General features: G+C 65.1%; 18 protein-coding genes. 11 read left to right on the top strand and 7 right to left on the bottom strand.

The window, feature by feature from the left end:
* Nucleotides 1-13 precede the first annotated feature (13 nt).
* Nucleotides 14-703 carry a methyltransferase domain-containing protein gene (locus ACFYOW_RS21195; RefSeq protein ID WP_387290336.1) on the top strand — a complete coding sequence of 230 codons (690 nt, stop codon included), beginning with the start codon at nt 14-16 and terminating at the stop codon, nt 701-703.
* 15 nt (nt 704-718) lie between these two features.
* On the opposite strand, the gene ACFYOW_RS21190 is transcribed toward ACFYOW_RS21195, so the two are convergent.
* Both ACFYOW_RS21190 and ACFYOW_RS21185 read right to left on the bottom strand, forming a co-directional pair.
* Entirely contained in the window at nt 719-1,213 is a 495-nt protein-coding gene (locus ACFYOW_RS21190) for a DUF3830 family protein (RefSeq protein ID WP_387290334.1), read from the bottom strand.
* Between the two features lie 16 nt (nt 1,214-1,229).
* Nucleotides 1,230-2,477, bottom strand: coding sequence for an aspartate aminotransferase family protein (locus ACFYOW_RS21185; RefSeq protein WP_387290332.1), 1,248 nt, complete (start codon nt 2,475-2,477; stop codon nt 1,230-1,232).
* 124 nt (nt 2,478-2,601) lie between these two features.
* Here ACFYOW_RS21185 and ACFYOW_RS21180 point away from each other — a divergent pair, with 124 nt between their 5' ends.
* The 7 genes from ACFYOW_RS21180 (at nt 2,602) to ACFYOW_RS21150 (ending at nt 9,111) form a co-directional block, all read left to right on the top strand.
* Nucleotides 2,602-4,074 carry an NAD-dependent succinate-semialdehyde dehydrogenase gene (locus ACFYOW_RS21180; protein WP_387290331.1) on the top strand — a complete coding sequence of 491 codons (1,473 nt, stop codon included), beginning with the start codon at nt 2,602-2,604 and terminating at the stop codon, nt 4,072-4,074.
* 23 nt (nt 4,075-4,097) lie between these two features.
* Nucleotides 4,098-5,195, top strand: a complete 1,098-nt coding sequence (locus ACFYOW_RS21175; protein WP_387291403.1) for a tartrate dehydrogenase — start codon at nt 4,098-4,100, stop codon at nt 5,193-5,195.
* Between the two features lie 98 nt (nt 5,196-5,293).
* Complete coding sequence (gene ehuB / locus ACFYOW_RS21170; RefSeq protein WP_387290329.1) at nt 5,294-6,181, top strand: ectoine/hydroxyectoine ABC transporter substrate-binding protein EhuB; 888 nt, start codon at nt 5,294-5,296, stop codon at nt 6,179-6,181.
* A 4-nt stretch (nt 6,182-6,185) separates the two neighbouring features.
* Nucleotides 6,186-6,911, top strand: coding sequence for an amino acid ABC transporter permease (locus tag ACFYOW_RS21165; protein ID WP_327096605.1), 726 nt, complete (start codon nt 6,186-6,188; stop codon nt 6,909-6,911).
* Complete coding sequence (gene ehuD / locus ACFYOW_RS21160; protein ID WP_387290326.1) at nt 6,911-7,579, top strand: ectoine/hydroxyectoine ABC transporter permease subunit EhuD; 669 nt, start codon at nt 6,911-6,913, stop codon at nt 7,577-7,579. Before ACFYOW_RS21165 ends, ehuD begins: the two co-directional genes overlap by 1 nt.
* 4 nt (nt 7,580-7,583) lie before the next feature.
* Nucleotides 7,584-8,348 carry an ectoine/hydroxyectoine ABC transporter ATP-binding protein EhuA gene (gene ehuA / locus ACFYOW_RS21155; RefSeq protein WP_063040680.1) on the top strand — a complete coding sequence of 255 codons (765 nt, stop codon included), beginning with the start codon at nt 7,584-7,586 and terminating at the stop codon, nt 8,346-8,348.
* A 25-nt stretch (nt 8,349-8,373) separates the two neighbouring features.
* Nucleotides 8,374-9,111 carry a glutamine amidotransferase gene (locus tag ACFYOW_RS21150; protein ID WP_387290324.1) on the top strand — a complete coding sequence of 246 codons (738 nt, stop codon included), beginning with the start codon at nt 8,374-8,376 and terminating at the stop codon, nt 9,109-9,111.
* 6 nt (nt 9,112-9,117) lie between these two features.
* Here ACFYOW_RS21150 and ACFYOW_RS21145 read toward each other — a convergent pair whose 3' ends face one another.
* From ACFYOW_RS21145 to ACFYOW_RS21135, 3 genes are all read right to left on the bottom strand, one after another.
* Nucleotides 9,118-10,008 carry an MHYT domain-containing protein gene (locus tag ACFYOW_RS21145; protein WP_387290322.1) on the bottom strand — a complete coding sequence of 297 codons (891 nt, stop codon included), beginning with the start codon at nt 10,006-10,008 and terminating at the stop codon, nt 9,118-9,120.
* 466 nt (nt 10,009-10,474) lie between these two features.
* On the bottom strand, nt 10,475-10,966 hold the full coding sequence (locus tag ACFYOW_RS21140) for a YybH family protein (RefSeq protein WP_387290320.1): 492 nt from the start codon (nt 10,964-10,966) through the stop codon (nt 10,475-10,477).
* A complete protein-coding gene (locus ACFYOW_RS21135; protein ID WP_387290318.1) occupies nt 10,932-11,561 on the bottom strand; it encodes an NADPH-dependent FMN reductase in 630 nt (209 codons plus the stop codon). Before ACFYOW_RS21135 ends, ACFYOW_RS21140 begins: the two co-directional genes overlap by 35 nt.
* Nucleotides 11,562-11,699: 138 nt before the next feature.
* On the opposite strand from ACFYOW_RS21135, the gene sigJ reads away from it, so the two are divergent.
* Nucleotides 11,700-12,590, top strand: a complete 891-nt coding sequence (gene sigJ, locus ACFYOW_RS21130; RefSeq protein WP_387290316.1) for an RNA polymerase sigma factor SigJ — start codon at nt 11,700-11,702, stop codon at nt 12,588-12,590.
* Here the strand turns inward: sigJ and ACFYOW_RS21125 are convergent.
* On the bottom strand, nt 12,503-12,988 hold the full coding sequence (locus ACFYOW_RS21125) for a hypothetical protein (protein ID WP_387291401.1): 486 nt from the start codon (nt 12,986-12,988) through the stop codon (nt 12,503-12,505). The two genes, sigJ and ACFYOW_RS21125, sit on opposite strands and share 88 nt — an antisense overlap.
* Before the next feature lie 373 nt (nt 12,989-13,361).
* The gene (locus ACFYOW_RS21120; protein WP_387290314.1) at nt 13,362-14,312 is read right to left on the bottom strand and encodes an SDR family NAD(P)-dependent oxidoreductase; all 951 of its coding nucleotides are present in this window, start codon (nt 14,310-14,312) and stop codon (nt 13,362-13,364) included.
* A 128-nt stretch (nt 14,313-14,440) separates the two neighbouring features.
* On the opposite strand from ACFYOW_RS21120, the gene ACFYOW_RS21115 reads away from it, so the two are divergent.
* Both ACFYOW_RS21115 and ACFYOW_RS21110 read left to right on the top strand, forming a co-directional pair.
* Nucleotides 14,441-15,889 (top strand): sensor histidine kinase, encoded by a 1,449-nt coding sequence (locus ACFYOW_RS21115; RefSeq protein ID WP_387290312.1) that lies wholly within the window; start codon nt 14,441-14,443, stop codon nt 15,887-15,889.
* A complete protein-coding gene (locus tag ACFYOW_RS21110; protein WP_387290310.1) occupies nt 15,886-16,533 on the top strand; it encodes a response regulator in 648 nt (215 codons plus the stop codon). Before ACFYOW_RS21115 ends, ACFYOW_RS21110 begins: the two co-directional genes overlap by 4 nt.
* Nucleotides 16,534-16,572: the final 39 nt, after the last annotated feature.

Raw genomic sequence — 16,572 nt, 5'->3', positions numbered from 1 at the left:
CACAATTGCGGCCATGTCCACGTTGCTCACCTTGCTCGACGCCTTCGACGATCTGCCCCAGGTTCGTAACCTGCGAGAACACACCTACGAAGCGTTGGGCGACACCGTTATAGACGTCGGTTGCGGGAGCGGGCGCGCCGTCGGCGAGCTGGCCGCTCGCGGGGTGCGGGCCATCGGCATCGACCTCGACCCCGCCATGATCGAGGTCGCCGTCGAGCGCTGGCCCGCAGGCCGGTTCCATGTCGGCGATGCCACCGCGCTGCCTCTCGATGACGGCTCGGTCACCGGCTACCGCGCCGACAAGGTCCTGCACACCCTCGCCGAGCCCGAGCTAGCCGTCGCCGAGGCCCGCCGGGTCCTGACCAGAAACGGCCGCGCGGTGCTCATCGGCCAAGACTGGGACACGTTCGTGATCGACTCCAACGATCCCGAACTCACTCGCACGCTCGTCCACGCTCGCGCGGACGGTATGGCCAACCCTCGGGTCGCCCGCCGTTACCGAAACCTGCTGCTGGACAACGGATTCGTCGACGTTACCGTCGAGGTCCACACGATCGTGTGGACAGATGCCGCGTGCCTGCCGGTGCTCGCCAATATCGCGGGAGAAGGCGCTTGGCTGGACGGCCAAGTCGCCAGGGCACGCGATGATCGGCTGTTCGTCGCCGTCCCGATGTTTCTCGCGGCCGGGTCTCGCGCCGACTGAGCCGATCACGAATTCTCAGGCGCGGGCGAATGCCAAGGTTTCGCCTTGGACACCGTGCAGCCAGAGCGCGTTGCACGCCGTCGCGATATCGGCGAGGCCCTCTTCGATGGTGGCGAAGACATTTCCGGGCACCCAGCCCAGATCGCCATTGATCAGTAAGTTGTTGCGGCCGTAGAACAAAGCGAGGTCGGTGGCGCCCTGCTCGTGGTGCGCCGCCGTACCGGGTTCGTAGCCGTAGGCCGGGTTGCCGATCTCCCACGCTTCGAAATCGAACAGGCACACGTCGCCCGGAATCGGGGTGACGGTCGGGTTCTCCCGGTGCGGTGCCGCGACGATCCGGGGCAGCAGGGTGTACACCTCGTTGCGGGCGTATTTGGCGTGGAAGGCGTCGCCTTCTTGCGGCAGCGCATCCCACACGGCCGCGCAGGTCCGTGGCGCCTCCGCGTCGAGCAGTCGGGCTCGGCAGGTCACGCCCGCCTTGGTCAGTGTGATCGAGATGTAGCGGGCCATCGGGTCTGCCTCCTGGTCACGCGGGGAGTTCGGCGAGCACGGTGGACCAGATCGCGAGCGCATCGTCGATCTGGGTATCGGTCACGATCAGCGGCGGGATCATCCGCACCACATTCATATACGCACCGCAGGTGAGCAGCAGCAGCCCCTTCTCGACCGCGAGCCGCTGGGCCGCGACGGCGGTCGCGGTATCGGGTTCGCCTGTGGCGGTGGTGAATTCGGTGCCACAGAGCAGCCCGAGACCGCGCACATCGCCGATCGCCTTGGTGGCGCCCTCGCGCAGTCCGGTCAGCAGTTGTGCGCCGCGCGCGGCGGCGTTGTCCACCAAACCCTCCGATTCGATCACCTCGAGTGTGGCGATCGCCGCCGCGCAGGCCACCGCATTGCCGCCGTAGGTGCCGCCCTGCGAGCCCGGCCAGGCCTTGGCCATCAGCTCGCGCGGGGCTGCGATTCCGGACAGCGGGAACCCGCTGGCCAGGCCCTTCGCAATGGTGATGACATCGGGCCGGACGTCGAAGTGCTGATGTCCGAAGAACTTTCCGGTCCGGCCGAAGCCGGTCTGGATCTCGTCGAAAATGAGCAGAATGCCGTGCCGGTCCGCGCGTTCGCGCAGCCCACGGAAGAACGTGGCATTGCCGGGAATGTAGCCGCCCTCGCCGAGCATGGGTTCGACCACGAATGCGGCGGTTTCGGCGGGGGAGGTGACGGTGGCGAAGAGGTAGTCGAGTTCGCGCAGTGCGAAGTCGGTGGCCTCGGCCTCGGTCCAGCCGTAGCGGTAGGCGGTGGGGAACGGTGCCACATGCACACCGGACATCAGCGGGCTGAATCCTGCGGAGAAGCGCGTGCCCGAGGTCGTCATGGTCGCCGCCGCGACGGTGCGACCGTGGAATCCGCCCTGGAAGACAACGATATTCGGCCGTCCGGTGGCCTGGCGGGCCAGGCGCAGTGCGGCCTCGACCGCCTCGCTGCCGGAGTTGGCGAAGAACAGCGTGTCCAGACCTTCGGGCAGCACCGTGCCGAGTCGCTCGATGAGTTCGAGCAGCGGCCGGTGCATGACGGTGGTGTATTGACCGTGGATCAGGCTGGCGACTTGGGCCTGGGCCGCAGCGACCACGTGCGGGTGGCAGTGGCCGGTGCTGGTTACGCCGATGCCCGCGGTGAAGTCGAGATAGCGGCGGCCGTCGGTGCCGTATAGGTAGCAGCCCGATCCGTGGTCGACGGTTACCGGGGTGGCCTGCTTGAGAACGGGGGATAACTCGGTCATGATCCGCCTCCCGGGCGCGTATCCACTGATTGTCTATTGTCGGATTGTTGACAATATGCATAACATGGGCACGGGGTTCACAGCAATGGCCGAAGGCCGCGTCGGGAATGAAAAAGGAGCCCACATGCTCACCGAAACCGCCCTGACCGCAGCTGAACGCGCCGCGATCGACACGGTTCCGACCGGACTGTTCATCGACGGCGGGTGGCGCGGAACAGCCGCTACGCTCCCGGTCACCGATCCGGCAACCGGCCAGTTGCTCTGCGCGGTGGCCGATGCCGATGCGAGCGATGGGCTGGACGCCTTGGCCGCGGCCGATCGGGCACAGGCGGAGTGGGCGCGAACGACGCCGAGGCAGCGCAGCGACATCCTCATGGACGCGCACCGGGCACTGCTCGCCGATACCGAACGACTCGCGCTGATCATGACGCTGGAGATGGGTAAGCCACTGGCCGAGGCCCGCGGTGAAATTGCTTATGCGGCAGAGTTTTTCCGGTGGTTCGCCGAAGAGGCCGTCCGTCTGGACGGCGGGTACATGCCTGCACCCGCGGGTGGTTCGCGCTTCCTGGTGACCAGACAGCCGGTCGGTCCGAGCCTGCTCATCACGCCGTGGAACTTCCCGATGGCCATGGGGACCCGCAAGATCGGTCCGGCATTGGCCGCGGGATGCACCTGCATCGTGAAACCCGCTGAGCAGACACCACTTTCGATGCTGGCGCTGGCAGACATCCTGGATCGAGTCGGGGTCCCGGCGGGGGTCGTCAATGTGATCACCACATCCGATCCGGCGGCGGTCATGACGCCGCTGATTCTGGACAGCCGTTCGCGCAAGCTGTCGTTCACCGGTTCGACCGCCGTCGGGAAGTTGCTGCTCGAGCAGTGCGCGCGGACCGTGATGCGCACCTCGATGGAGCTCGGCGGGAATGCGCCGTTCATCGTATTCGACGATGCGGACCTGGATGAGGCTGTCGAGGGCGCGCTCGCGGCGAAGATGCGCAATATCGGGCAGGCGTGTACTGCCGCGAACCGAATCTTCGTGCAGCGCGGTGTCGTTGACGAATTCGCGACTCGGCTCGCGGACCGGCTGACGGCGCTGCCGATGGGGCGCGGGACCGAGCCGGGAGTCGTGGTCGGTCCGCTGATCGATGCCGATGCGGTGGCCAAGGTGACCGGTCTGGTCGCCGATGCGGTCCGCCGCGGGGCCACCGTGCGTACCGGCGGCGCTGCCTGCGAGGGCCTCGGAAACTTCTATCCCGCAACGGTATTGACCGATGTGCCCGATGACGCCGAGATGTGCCACACCGAGATTTTCGGACCGGTCGCGGCGATCGCCGCCTTCGATACCGAAGATGAGGTCGTCGCGCGCGCGAATAACACGCCATACGGATTGGTGAGCTATGTTTTCACCGAAAATCTGCGGCGCGGACTGCGGGTGTGTGAGGCATTGGAATCCGGCATGGTCGGCTTGAACCAGGGAGTAGTGTCCAACCCCGCCGCACCGTTCGGCGGCGTGAAAGAATCCGGGCTCGGCCGTGAGGGCGGACTCACCGGCATAGACGAATTCCTGGAGACCAAATACATCGGAGTGCGGATATGAGTACAGCAGCGCGTAGCGATTCCATGCGGGGTGGCGGTCGGGCGACGTATCGGATAGCTACCATTCCCGGCGACGGCATCGGTGTCGATGTCACGGCCGAGGCGGTAGCGGTGCTGGACGCGGTGCTGCCCGGTATCGAATGGACCCAATTCGACTGGTCCTGTGAGAATTACCTGCGCACCGGAGCGATGATGCCCGCCGACGCGCCCGGTCAACTGGCCGGATTCGACGCGATCCTGCTGGGTGCGGTCGGCTTTCCCGGTGTACCCGATCATATTTCGCTGTGGGGTTTGCTGATTCCGCTTCGTCGCGCCTTCGCCCAGTACGTCAATCTGCGTCCGGTCCGACTGTTGCCCGGCACCGAATCGGCCTTGCGCGACCGTACCGCCGAAGACCTGGACATCCTGATCGTGCGGGAGAATTCCGAGGGCGAATACTCCGCGATCGGCGGCATGCACCACCCCGGCCGCACCGACGAATTCGTCCGGCAGGAATCGATCTTCACACGGGTCGGCTGCGAACGGATCATCCGCTACGCCTTCGAACGGGCCCTCGAACGCGACGGCCGCCTGTGCTCGGCCACCAAATCCAATGGACTGCTGCACTCGATGCCGTATTGGGACAGCATCTTCGAGCGGATCGCCTCGGAATATCCGCAGGTGGAGACCCGGCAGCTGCATGTCGACGCGCTGGCCGCCGAAATCGTGCTGCATCCGGATCGGCTCGATGTGATCGTCGGATCGAATCTCTTCGGCGATATCCTGTCCGACCTGGCCGCCGCGGTAACGGGTGGCCTCGGCCTCGCTCCATCGGGCAATATCAATCCCGAGCGCACGGCACCGTCGATGTTCGAGGCAGTACACGGTAGTGCGCCCGATATCGCCGGCCAGGGCATTGCGAATCCGGTGGCGCAGATTCTCGCCGGAGCAATGCTGTTGGAGCACTTGGGCGAACATGCGGCTGCCGCGGCGGTCGATGGCGCGGTCTGCGATGTACTGCGCGAGGGTCGAATTCGAACACCGGATCTCGGCGGCACCGCCACGACCGGTGAGCTCGGCAGTGCCATTGCGCACCGTGCGGCCGAATTGGTCGAGACCGGTTCGGTATTCGCACAACCTTAGATCCGTATCGTCATGTGACCGCAAAGAATTCGGCAGGCCGATCGCAAAGTTCATCCGAGACCATGGGGCGACTCGCGTGTCTGCGGAAGGACTGGGTCATGAAGTTCGAATTCGGGGGTGCGCGTACGCGATTGCGTCGCGCCATGGCTGCGGCGGTGGCTGCGGCCAGCCTTGTGGTCGTAGCGGGCTGTGGATTGGGCGGCGACGATGCGGCAGCCGTGACCTACGAGGATGCGAAATCCTCGGGCAAGATCAAGGTCGGCTTCGCCAACGAGGCGCCGTGGGCATTCCTCGGTGCGGACGGCCAGCTGACCGGATATGCGCCGACCGTCGCCCGCGCGGTATTGAAACGACTCGGCATAAACGAAATCGAAGGCGTCGTAACCGATTTCGACGGACTGATCGACGGCGTTCGGGCCAAGAACTACGCATTTGTCGCGGCGGGCATGTTCATCAATCCCAAGCGGTGTGCGAGTTCGGCATTCGCCACGCCCGACTACCAAGTCGGCTCGTCATTCCTGGTGCCGGAAGGCAACCCACGCAATATCAACAAGTTCGAGGACATCACCCGGGAGAACGTCCGGATAGCCACACTGGGTGGCGCGGTCGAGAACGGTTACGCGCAATCCTCGGGTGTGCCATCGCAACTCATCGAGCCGATGGCCAAACAGGACGACATCCTGCGCGCGGTACGCAACAAGGACGTCTACGGCGCGGCAATGCTGGACGTCACGGCCGCATGGCTGGTGAAGAACAATCCGGACGCCAACCTGGCGGTCGGCCCGTCCTTCCGCTTCGGCAATAAGCCGGATGTCGGCACCTTCAACTTCCGCATCGGCGACGACAAGTTCCGCGAGGACTTCAACCGCGAACTGCGCGCACTGCACGAAAGCGGTGAATGGTTGAAGCTGGTGGAGCCGTTCGGCCTGACGAAGGCGAACGAGGCGGATCCGGCGGCCACGGCCGAGCAGTACTGCACGGCTTGACCTCGTGTCGTCGCATTTCTCGACCTACCTCGAGCGGGTTCTCCAGGGTCTTCCTTTCACGCTGTGGGCGGCGGTCGGCGGCATCGCGCTGACCGCCGTGCTGTCCTTCGTCGCCGGAATCGCCATGCTGTCGCCGTATCTGCCGGTGCGGTTCGTGACCCGCATCTATGTGGAGGGGTTCCGGGGCAGCTCGGAGGTGGTGCAGCTGTTCTTCTTCGCGGTCGCGATACCGATCTTTTTCGGGGTGTCGCTCGGTGCGACGGCGAAGGGCCTGCTGGTCATCGGCATTATCGTGCTCGGTCTCAACCACGGCGCCTACGGTGCCGAAATAGTCAGGGGCGCGATCGGATCCGTGCCGCAGGCACAGGTCGAGGCCGCGATCGCGCTGAATCTGTCACCGGCGCAACGCATGTGGCGGGTAGTCCTGCCGCAGGCCGTGGTGGAGATGCTGCCGTCGTTCAACAACCTATTCATTCAGCTCGTGAAAGCAACTGCGCTGCTGAGCTTTATCGCGGTGCCCGAGGTTTTCAAGAAGGCCGATGAACTGCGTGCGGTACCAGCGTTCTCTCGCGAACTCGGTCTCATCTACGGGATTCAGCTGGTCGTGTACCTGCTGATCGCGGTGGTGATCACGGTGATCATGCGGGTGCTGGAGCTGTTGGCGGCCCGGCGAGTCGGACGGCGGCCGAAGCGATCGAGCATTCGACTCTCGGCACATGTGGGGGTCTGATGGAGAAATGGCGGTGGGACCGCTTCTTCGACGCCTTTCCCTTCATTTGGGACGGGCTGCTCGTCACGATCCAGTACACCCTGCTCGGGTCGCTGGTCGCGTATGTGCTCGGTCTGATCTTCGCGGTGATCCGGCGGCTGCGGATTCCGGTGGTCGATCAGCTGCTGTGGGCATTCATCGAATTCATCCGCAGCACACCGCTTTTAGTACAGATCTTTTTCCTGTACTGGGTGGTGCGTCCGGATCTGCTCGGTGGGCTGTCCATCGACGCCCAACGGCTGGTGGTCGGTGTGACGGCCCTGGGCGTGCACTATGCCTGCTACACCTCGGAGGTGTTCCGCGCGGGCATCGACGCGGTGCCCGCTGCGCAATGGGAGGCTGCCACGGCGCTGAATCTGCCGCGCACGCGCACCTGGGTCGATGTGATTCTGCCGCAGGCGGTGCCGCGGGTGCTGCCCGCGCTCGGCAATTACACGATCGCCATGTTCAAAGAGGTGCCGCTGCTGTCCTCGATCGTCATCCTCGACATGGTCTATCAGGTCAAAACCGAGTACGCCGCCGATACCGGCGGCGCGGGACCCGAGGCATGGTTCGCGGCCGGTCTGACCTTCCTCGCGCTGAGCTATCCGTGCTCGATCCTGGTACGAAAGTTGGAACGACGTGTCTGAACCGATGATCCGGTTCACCGGTGTGGAAAAGCGCTACGGCGCCACGGTGTGCCTGGACGAACTCGATTTCGCCATTGCGCCAGGTGAATTCGTCACTTTGATCGGGCCGTCGGGCTCCGGCAAGACCACTATTCTGCGTCTGCTCATGGGGCTCGAGCGGATAGACGCGGGCACCATCGAGGTCGGCGGAGAATTGCTCAGTCACCAGCGGCGCGGTGACAAACTGGTGCCCGCCGGTCCGGCGCACCTGCGCCGGATGCGCCGCAAGATCGGGATGGTCTTCCAGCAGTTCAATCTGTTCCCGAATATGACCGTGCTGCGCAATGTCACCGAGGGCCCGGTCCGCGGTCTCGGCCAGTCCAAGGACGCTGCCGAGGAGCGGGCGCGAAAGTTGCTCGAACTGGTCGGGCTGACCGACAAGATCGACGCCCGTCCCGCGCACCTGTCCGGCGGCCAGCAGCAGCGAGTCGCCATCGCCAGGGCGCTGGCCATGGAGCCGGAAGTGCTGCTGCTCGACGAGGTGACCTCGGCACTCGACCCGGAGTTGGTGACCGGGGTCCTGCATCTACTGGCCGATATCGCGGCCGATACCGAGATCACCTTCCTTTGCGTCACCCACGAAATGCAGTTCGCCCGAAAGGTTTCCGATCGCGTAATGATGTTCGACGCGGGCCGCGTGCTCGAGGACGGTGATCCGGAACGAATCTTCACCGATCCCCGGCAGGATCGGACTCGCGAATTCTTACAGGCGGTCTTGGATGAAAATTGACCGCCGATCTTCCACAATCTGAAGCATGACCAAGCCGTGTCTAGTTCTGCAGTTGCGGCCGGAGCGACCCGCCGCGGATGACGAATACCGCGCCGTCCTGCGCATGGCCGACCTCGCCGAGGGGGACACGGTCCGGGTGCAAATGGATCAGGAATTCCCGGATATCGATCTCGACGATTACTCGGCGGTCATCGTCGGTGGCGGGCCGAGCAATGTCAGCAGTCCGGACGCCAAGAAATACGGGTACCAGCGGACATTCGAACCCAAGCTGAAGAAGCTGATGACCGAGATCGTCGGCCGGGATTTCCCTTATCTGGGCGCCTGCTACGGATTGGGCATCCTCGCGGACGTGCTCGGCGGCGAGGTGAGCGTCCAGAAATACAGTGAACCGGTCGGCGCGCAGACCATCGATCTGACCGAGCACGGCCGCACGGATCCGCTGCTAGCAGGTATTCCACCGACATTCCGAGCGTTCGTCGGACACAAGGAGGCCTGTCAGGAGGTGCCACCCGGTGCGGTGCTGCTGGCCGGATCGGCCGATTGCCCGGTTCAGATGATTCGCGTCGGGCAGCACGTGTACGCGACCCAATTCCATCCCGAACTGGACAGCGATGGGCTGGCTTTGCGCATCGAAGTTTATCGGCACGCAGGCTATTTCGAACCGCATGAGGCCGAGGATCTGATCGAGCTCGGTCATCGGGAATCGATCACGGTGCCCAGTGTGATTCTGAGCCGATTCATCGAGCGGTACTGCCGCGGATAGGTCCGATTACCTATCGGAGTCGAGGCGATGGCGATTTCGGTGTTCGGTGCGCGAGCTGGTACGCAGCGCCCAACTGGGGGAGTCGGGGCGCACGTCGGTGATCACGGGCCAGGAACCGGTCGTCGTGGCTGAGGATTCGCGTGGTGCGCGCCGGACGGGCAGCGTTTCGCGGGTGCTGCGTTCGTCGATCTCGGCGAGTCCGACGACGACCATCAGGATCATGATGACCAGCGTGACGGTCACGATCAGTGGCGACACCAGCTGGAGGGGATCGATGCCGCCGCGGTCGACTTGGTGGTCGGCATGGCTGGCGTGCATGGACGTCATCCCGACGTAGTGCATTCCGCAAACCGCGACACCCATGATCAGCGCGGCGCCGATGGTGGCGAACAGACCGCGGACATGCAGCATGAACCACAGTGCCGCGGTGGCCGCGACCACCGCGATCACGATCGACACCACCACCGTGTTTCGGTCGTATTCGACGTGTGCGTTGGTTTTCATCGCGTACATGCCCAGGTAGTGCATGGCGGCCACGCCGAGTCCGGTGACCGCGCCGCCGATGGGCAGTGCCACGAATTCGTTTCGACCGCGTACCACGATCGATAGCCCGCCCCACACGACCACGATCGCGATGACGGCGCTGAGCAATGTCATCGGAACGTCGTAGCGGATAGTGGCGCCGTGGATGGAGAAGCCGAGCATGGCGGTGAAATGCATGACCCAAATGCCCGCCCCGCCGAGGGAGACGGCGGCCGTGGCCAACCAACCGGCCGGCCAATCGGAGGACCGAGCGTGTGTCACACAACGGAGCGCAAGGCCGGATCCGACAAAGGAGACCAGGTAGGCCATGACGGGGGTCAACCAGCCGTGGCTGAAATGATCGAGTTCTAGCATGTGTACTCCGCGTTCACCAGTTGTGCCGTGGCGGCCGAATGCCGGTCAGTCGGGGCGACCCGCTATCGGTCGGCGGCAACCAGCTGTCCGTCGAGCACAGCGGCAGTAAACCAATGAACATCGGGTGGAACCTCACGATCTGCGGAAATTTACAGTGATATTTCCGCCAGGCGCTGACAATAGCCAGGCCGGACGCTCATGGCCAGCGCGGGTCCCAGATTCACAGCTAACGCATAGTTCCTGATGGACGTTCACGGAGCAATCGGCCAGCGTTCCGTTTCGGCCGCGCCGCACGATTCGGGTGATCGGCGTTGCGGAGGCGATCACGTGTCGGGGTCGCTGAGACCGTTCGTGGTCGAATGTATGTTCGCGCTATGGCGTGTCGCGGCGTTGCGGCGCAGAACTGTCCGCTATGACGTACGAAAGCCCCCGCGCAGCAGGGGCTTCGTCGATGTCGGAGCAGGCCCTAGATTTTCGTCACCGGCTCGAGGTCGACTACTCCTTTCCCGCTCGAGATGTCGAGCGGCACCGAGACTTGGTCGTGCGCGATCAGCCACGTGTCGTCGATTTTCCGGAGGCCGTAGGTGACTCTGACCCACATGCCGCTCGTCGTCGACCCGTTTCGCAATGTGCCGCTGAGACGAGCGAAGGCGTGCCCGAATGCCACTTCCTCGCCCATCGTGAGTGTCAGGTCGCGCACCTCGTAAGTCACGCTTTCGAAGACCGCGAACACCTTCACCCAGTTCTCGAGTTTCGCCGCCATCCCGACATGCTGGAGCGGCGGCTCGACATCGAATGACACGACGTCGGTTGTGTACATCTGCTCGAGGGCCTCGAGATCCTTGGCTCGCAGTGCTGCGACTATCTTGTCGATTTGCTGGCGAACCTTGGCCTCATCCACCTGGCGTTGCGTTTCGATTCGGTCAGCGAGTGACTGAAAGTCGTTCGGTGTCGTCACGATTGGCTCCTTCATTGGTGTGCGGGGTGTCGGTGCCGGGGCGCCGCAGCGGCGCGAGCGCGTTGCTCCATGCGACGAGCTGATCCAGCAGCGTGTTCAAGGCTGTGACGTGCCGGTCACCGGGTGTGAAGGTGGTGAAGTTCTCGAAGTCGTGGTGCAGCGAGATCGTGACCTGGGGGCCGACACCAGCCATGCTCAGCGTGCTGCAGATCAGCCGCAGCTGGTCCACCGCGTGGACGCCGCCACCCGCACCGTAGGAGACGAATCCGACCGCCTTACCGGCCCATTCCTGGAACAGGTGGTCGATGGCGTTCTTCAGTACGCCAGGGAGGCCGTGGTTGTATTCGGGGGTCACGATCACGAACCCGTCGAAGGGGGCGATCCGTTCGGCCCACGCGCGGGTGTGTTCATGGACCGACGGGCCGAACATCGGTGGCACCGGTTCGTCGAGATGCGGTAGCGGGTGGTCGCGCAGGTCGATCAGTTCGAACTCGGCATCGCTGCGGCGCGATGCCGAGTCGAGAACCCACTGCGCCACCTGCGGACCATTGCGGTTGGGCCGGGTACTGCCGAGAATGATGGCGATTCTGATCATGTCCGCAACTCCTGCTCTGCTGAAACTGTCACGACCTCCCGACGATGTAGGCGGTCGGAATGTCAGGTCGTCTCACAGTTCGGGCCGCTATTTCGTCGGATTCGGTGAGGGAAGCATCGACCGAAGGAGCCGAACACCATGACCGATCCGCAACTGCGCTCGGTGATCAGTGAACGCCGTCAGCTGATCAATCTCGCCTATCGGCTGCTCGGCTCGCTCGCCGAGGCCGAGGATGTGGTGCAGGAGACGTATGTACGCTGGTACGCGCTATCCGAGCGGCAGCGCCATGAGGTAGCGGTGCCGGGCGCTTGGTTGACGACGGTCGCCGGCCGGATCTGCCTCGATCTGCTCGGCTCGGCGCGAGCCAGGCGGGAACGGTATGTGGGCGAATGGATTCCGGAGCCGATTCCCGGCCACTCCGAATGGTTCGGTGGTCCGGCCCCCGCCGATCCGGCCGACCGGGTCACCCTCGACGAGTCGATCAGTATGGCCTTCCTCGTCGTACTCGATTCCATGACACCGGCCGAGCGGGTGGCGTTCGTCCTGCACGACGTCTTCCGCTACTCGTTCGCCGAGGTCGCCGACATTGTCGGCCGCACTCCCGCGGCCTGCCGCCAGCTCGCCTCCTCCGCCCGCCGCCGTATAGACACATCGCGGGGCCCGTCGAGCGCCCAGCGCTCCGAGGTGGTCAGAGACTTCAAACGGGCCTGGGAGACAAGTGATATCGAGGCCCTGATCGGTTTGCTCGATCCGACCGCGACCGCGACCGCCGACAGCGGCGGCCTGGCCCCGGCCTTCCGCCAACCGATCATCGGCGGTGAGCAGATCGCGCGCGCCTGGATCGAAATTGCCGCCCGAGGCCCCGAGGTAACGCTGCTCGAGCGCACCGTGAACGGCCAGCCCGGCCTGGTGGCGCAGCTCGCCGACACTATCGTGTCGGTTTACGCCTTCGACATCGCCGACGGCCGGATCACTCGCATCTGGGCGATCCGGAATCCGGAGAAACTGCGGCCCTGGACAGTTGGCTGAACCAGGTCCAGGCCGCAGCATGACGGTGCGTCGGGGAGTGCGATGAGTTCGCCGTGCAGGGTCAGTTCGCCGACGAGCGGATGGTGCAACGCGTACGTCCGGTTGCGGACCTGTGCGACCGGGCGTACAGACCACATACGTGCGAAGTCCGGACTCAGCTCTTGCATGTTTTCGATGTGCGCCATGAGTTCGGCGTGTCCGCGATCGCGTCCGAGCAGAATGCGCAGATGCGCGAGTGCCGCCTGATCCCAACCGGTTCCGAGTAATTCGCGCAGGTGAGGTTCGGTGAACAGGAGAGGTGAGAGGGTGCGGCGGCCGTGCGGGAGCGCGGGGAAGTCGCCGAATACCGCGACGGCGAGTCGGTTCCACCCGATGATCTGGGTGTGGCGACCAACCAGTGGGCGATGCTCACCCCGGCCAGTTGCGCGATCTCGTCGCGGCGCAGTCCGGCCACCCGGCGGCGCGCATCGGTTGTGATGCCGACGGATCCGGGATTCACCCGGGACCGTCGCGTGTGCAGGAAGTCGCTGAGCTCGTCCATTCCTTCAGTACTGCCGCGGCTTGGCGAGGTGCGGGTGGTCCCTGTCGATACCAGGAAGTCCGGCCCGACGGAGGAATCGCCCCTGGACCGCGGCCGATTGCAGGTTGACCGCGGGAATCACGGTGCATTGCAGCCGAACTGATCTCCCACGCGCCACAGGCGCATCCGAACTGTCGGCCGGGATGCCGCTGCCCGCGGCGTGTGCGGAAGATTCCGACCGGACGTCGGCCTCAAGCGTGCGCCGTTTTGCCGCCGTCGATGACCAGCTGCGCCCCGGTCAGGTATGGATGTTCGCCGGAGGCGAGGGTGAGTGCAAATGATGCGATCTCCTCGGGTGTGGCGAGCCTGCCGAGGCCGGGGACATTCGTTTTCGCCCACTGTTTCATCGCCACCTGGTAGGCGTCGTCGGGAAGGTTGCCGATGGGGCTGGCATTGCGCACCAATTCGGTATCAGTGGTGCCGGGGACGAGTGCGTTGACGCGAATTCCGTCGCCGGCGTAGTCGAGGGCGGCCGATTGCACCAGGCCGACCAGGCCGCGCTTGCTCGCGGTGTAAGCGGCTCGACCGGCGTCGGTAGCAAGGGCGTTCGAGGATGAGGTCACCACGATCGTGCCGCCGCCGGCACGGACCATATGCGGGAGTTCGTATTTCATCGCCAGGAAGCAGCCGCGCAGGTTGGTGTGCAGCACCCGGTCGAATTCCTCGATGCTGTACTCGTGCAGCTTCTTCTGGATGGTGATGCCCGCGTTGTTGAACGCGACGTGCAGGCCGCCGTACTTGTCGACGGCCCCGTCGACAAACTTACGGACGTCGTCCTCCACGAGCACATCGGCATGGAAGTAGGTGGCTTCGCCGCCGGCGGCACGGATATCGCGCTCCACCCCATGTCCACGCTCGACCCTGCGGCCACAGAACGCCACCCGGGCGCCCTCGGCCGCAAAAAGTTTCGCCGCGGCGGCACCGATGCCGGAGGTGGCGCCGGTGATCACCACGACCTGGTTCTCGAAGCGGCGCCGGCCCGCCGGCTGGAATCGGGGCGGATTGGAGTCGGTACCCAGCGCCACACCGGCGGCCAGTCCGGCGGCACTGGCTGCGATACCGGTCGTGGCCACGGCGCCGAGAAGTTTTCGGCGACTCGGCTTGACGGGGGAGGTGTGGGGAGCGGTGGCATCGTCGGTCATGGGTTCACTCTCACGAGTTCCGGCGCGCGCTGGATCGAACCGCGGGCCCGTTCCGGTGGCCGCTGGAATGAGCCGCCTCCTCCGCTGGTAGGAGACCAGCGGTAGCGGTATAGCGGCATAATGTGCGCGTGGTGGATTTTCCGGGTGCGACGCGCGACATGGATGCGCCCGGCGAGCTGTTCTCAGTCCTGCCGATGCCGGGTAAGACCCGCGCAGCAATGGATTCGCCCGGTCCTGCACCGGGTATCGACGTCCCGCTGTCCGGTACGCCTGCGGACGTGCCGGGCGACTTTCCGTTCGCGATGCGGCCGGCATCCGCAGTCGTCGACCGGCGACACGCGAGCGGGTTGTTCGGGATCTGGCGGTGGCCCCGGTGGGGTGCGCCGTGGCTTCGCGGGCCACTCGGATCAACCTTCCGCAGGGCCGAGCCCGGAGTCGCGCGGGGCGTCGAATGGCTGCTCGACGGGCGATCGCTGCCGATCCGGCTGAGCGTCTGGTTGGCGCTGGCCGTTGGGTGTCTGCTGTGGCTAGGGGACTCGCCCACGGTCGTCGACTGGGTGCTCGGGATGGGTGCGGTGCTGGTGACAGTGGGCGGCGCGCGTCTACCGCTGGCAACCTCGCTGGCGGCAACAGGGCTTTTGGCGCTCGGGTTCGAGTTCGGTCATACCGGGCCGATTGTCGGTAAGGTAGCCGCCGCAGTGGCGCTCACCGAACTCGCCGTGCACCGCGGAGGTTGGCGTCCCTGGTTCGGCGCGGCCGTCCTCTCCGCCGCCTATCTGCTGCATACCGTCGGCGGTACCGGCGCGACGGGATATCGGGCAGTGGTGATGGCGGGGCTGCCGTTGCTGATCGGTGGCTTGCTGCGGGCCGCGTTGGACAGTGCTGCTCGGGCACGGCAGGCGACTCGTGAGGTCGCGCAGCACCGCGAGACCGCGGTGGCGGCGGCGCGGGCCGCCGAGCGCACCGCGATCGCTCGCGAATTGCACGATCTCATCGCCCACCATGTGTCCTCGACGGTCCTGCGCGTCGGTGTGGCGCGGCATGCGCTGTCCGATACGTCACCCGCGGTGCGGAAGGTGCTCGACGACATCCATGCCAGTGGGAAGGAAACACTGGCTGATCTTCGGAAACTTGTGGCAATCCTGCGTGATTCGAACGCGGCCGGGGAATCTTTCGTCGCGCCGGGCGATCTGCCGGATGCGATCGAGGCGGCGGTGCGGCGAACCCGACAGCTGGGACCGGCAGTGGAGACCGAGATCGGTGATGTCACTGCGGTGGACGCGATATCGGCTCTGACGTTGCTGCGTTTGACGCAGGAGGGACTGGCGAACGTGGTCAAACATGGTGGGTCCGATGCCGTGGCACGGCTCGTGATCGGTGTCGCCGATGGAGTCGACTTCCTGTTGTCCAACACCGAGCCGAACTGCGAAAAGGTGCCTGCGGCAACAGGGTTGGGATTAGTCGGCCTTGCTGAGCGGGTGGAACTGCTCGGCGGTCGCCTGACCGCCGGGAGCACCGCGACGGGCTGGCGGCTGGCGGCGCACCTGCCTGGGCGGACCATAGGTACGGCGCCGTGACCATCCGTATTCTGCTCGTTGACGACCAGCGACTGGTCCGGGCCGGGCTGCGCATGCTGTGTGAGAACGCCGACGATCTGGAGGTGGTCGGGGAGGCCGCAACTGGCACCGACGCCGTACGCTTGGCCGACCGCACTCGCCCCGACGTGGTGCTGATGGACTTGCGCATGCCCGGCATGGACGGGATCCGTGCCACCGCAACGATTCTCGCTGCCCACCCGGCTACCCGCGTGCTGGCGTTGACCACCTTCGACGATGACGATCACCTGTACCCGGCGCTCGGCGCAGGCGCCGTCGGTTTCCTGGTCAAGGATGCCTCGCCGACCGATCTGCTCGACGGTATCCGCCGAGCGGCGTCGGGAGAGCGGCCGTTCTCGCCGGATGTGCTGAGCCGCGTGGTGAATTCGGCGGTCACAGCCCATACCGCGTCCGAAACTTCCCTGGCCGCGCCCACCGCCGGCGGGCTCACAGCCCGAGAAGGCGAAGTGCTGCAGCTGGTCTCGGAGGGGCTGTCCAATTCCGAGATCGCCGACTGCCTGCACGTGAGTGTGACGACGGTCAAGACTCATATCACGAGCCTGATGATGAAAACCGGTGCAGGTAACCGAGTTCGCCTTGCTGTGATTGGTTTGCGCGGCCGGTGATGGTGACCGAGTCCGCGTTGCTGTGGATGGCTCTTGGTG

The organism is Nocardia sp. NPDC006982 (assembly GCF_042869435.1).
In the GTDB taxonomy this organism is placed as follows: Bacteria; Actinomycetota; Actinomycetes; order Mycobacteriales; family Mycobacteriaceae; genus Nocardia.
Note: the sequence above shows the minus strand (reverse complement) of the source record. Positions and strands in the feature narration are given on the sequence as shown.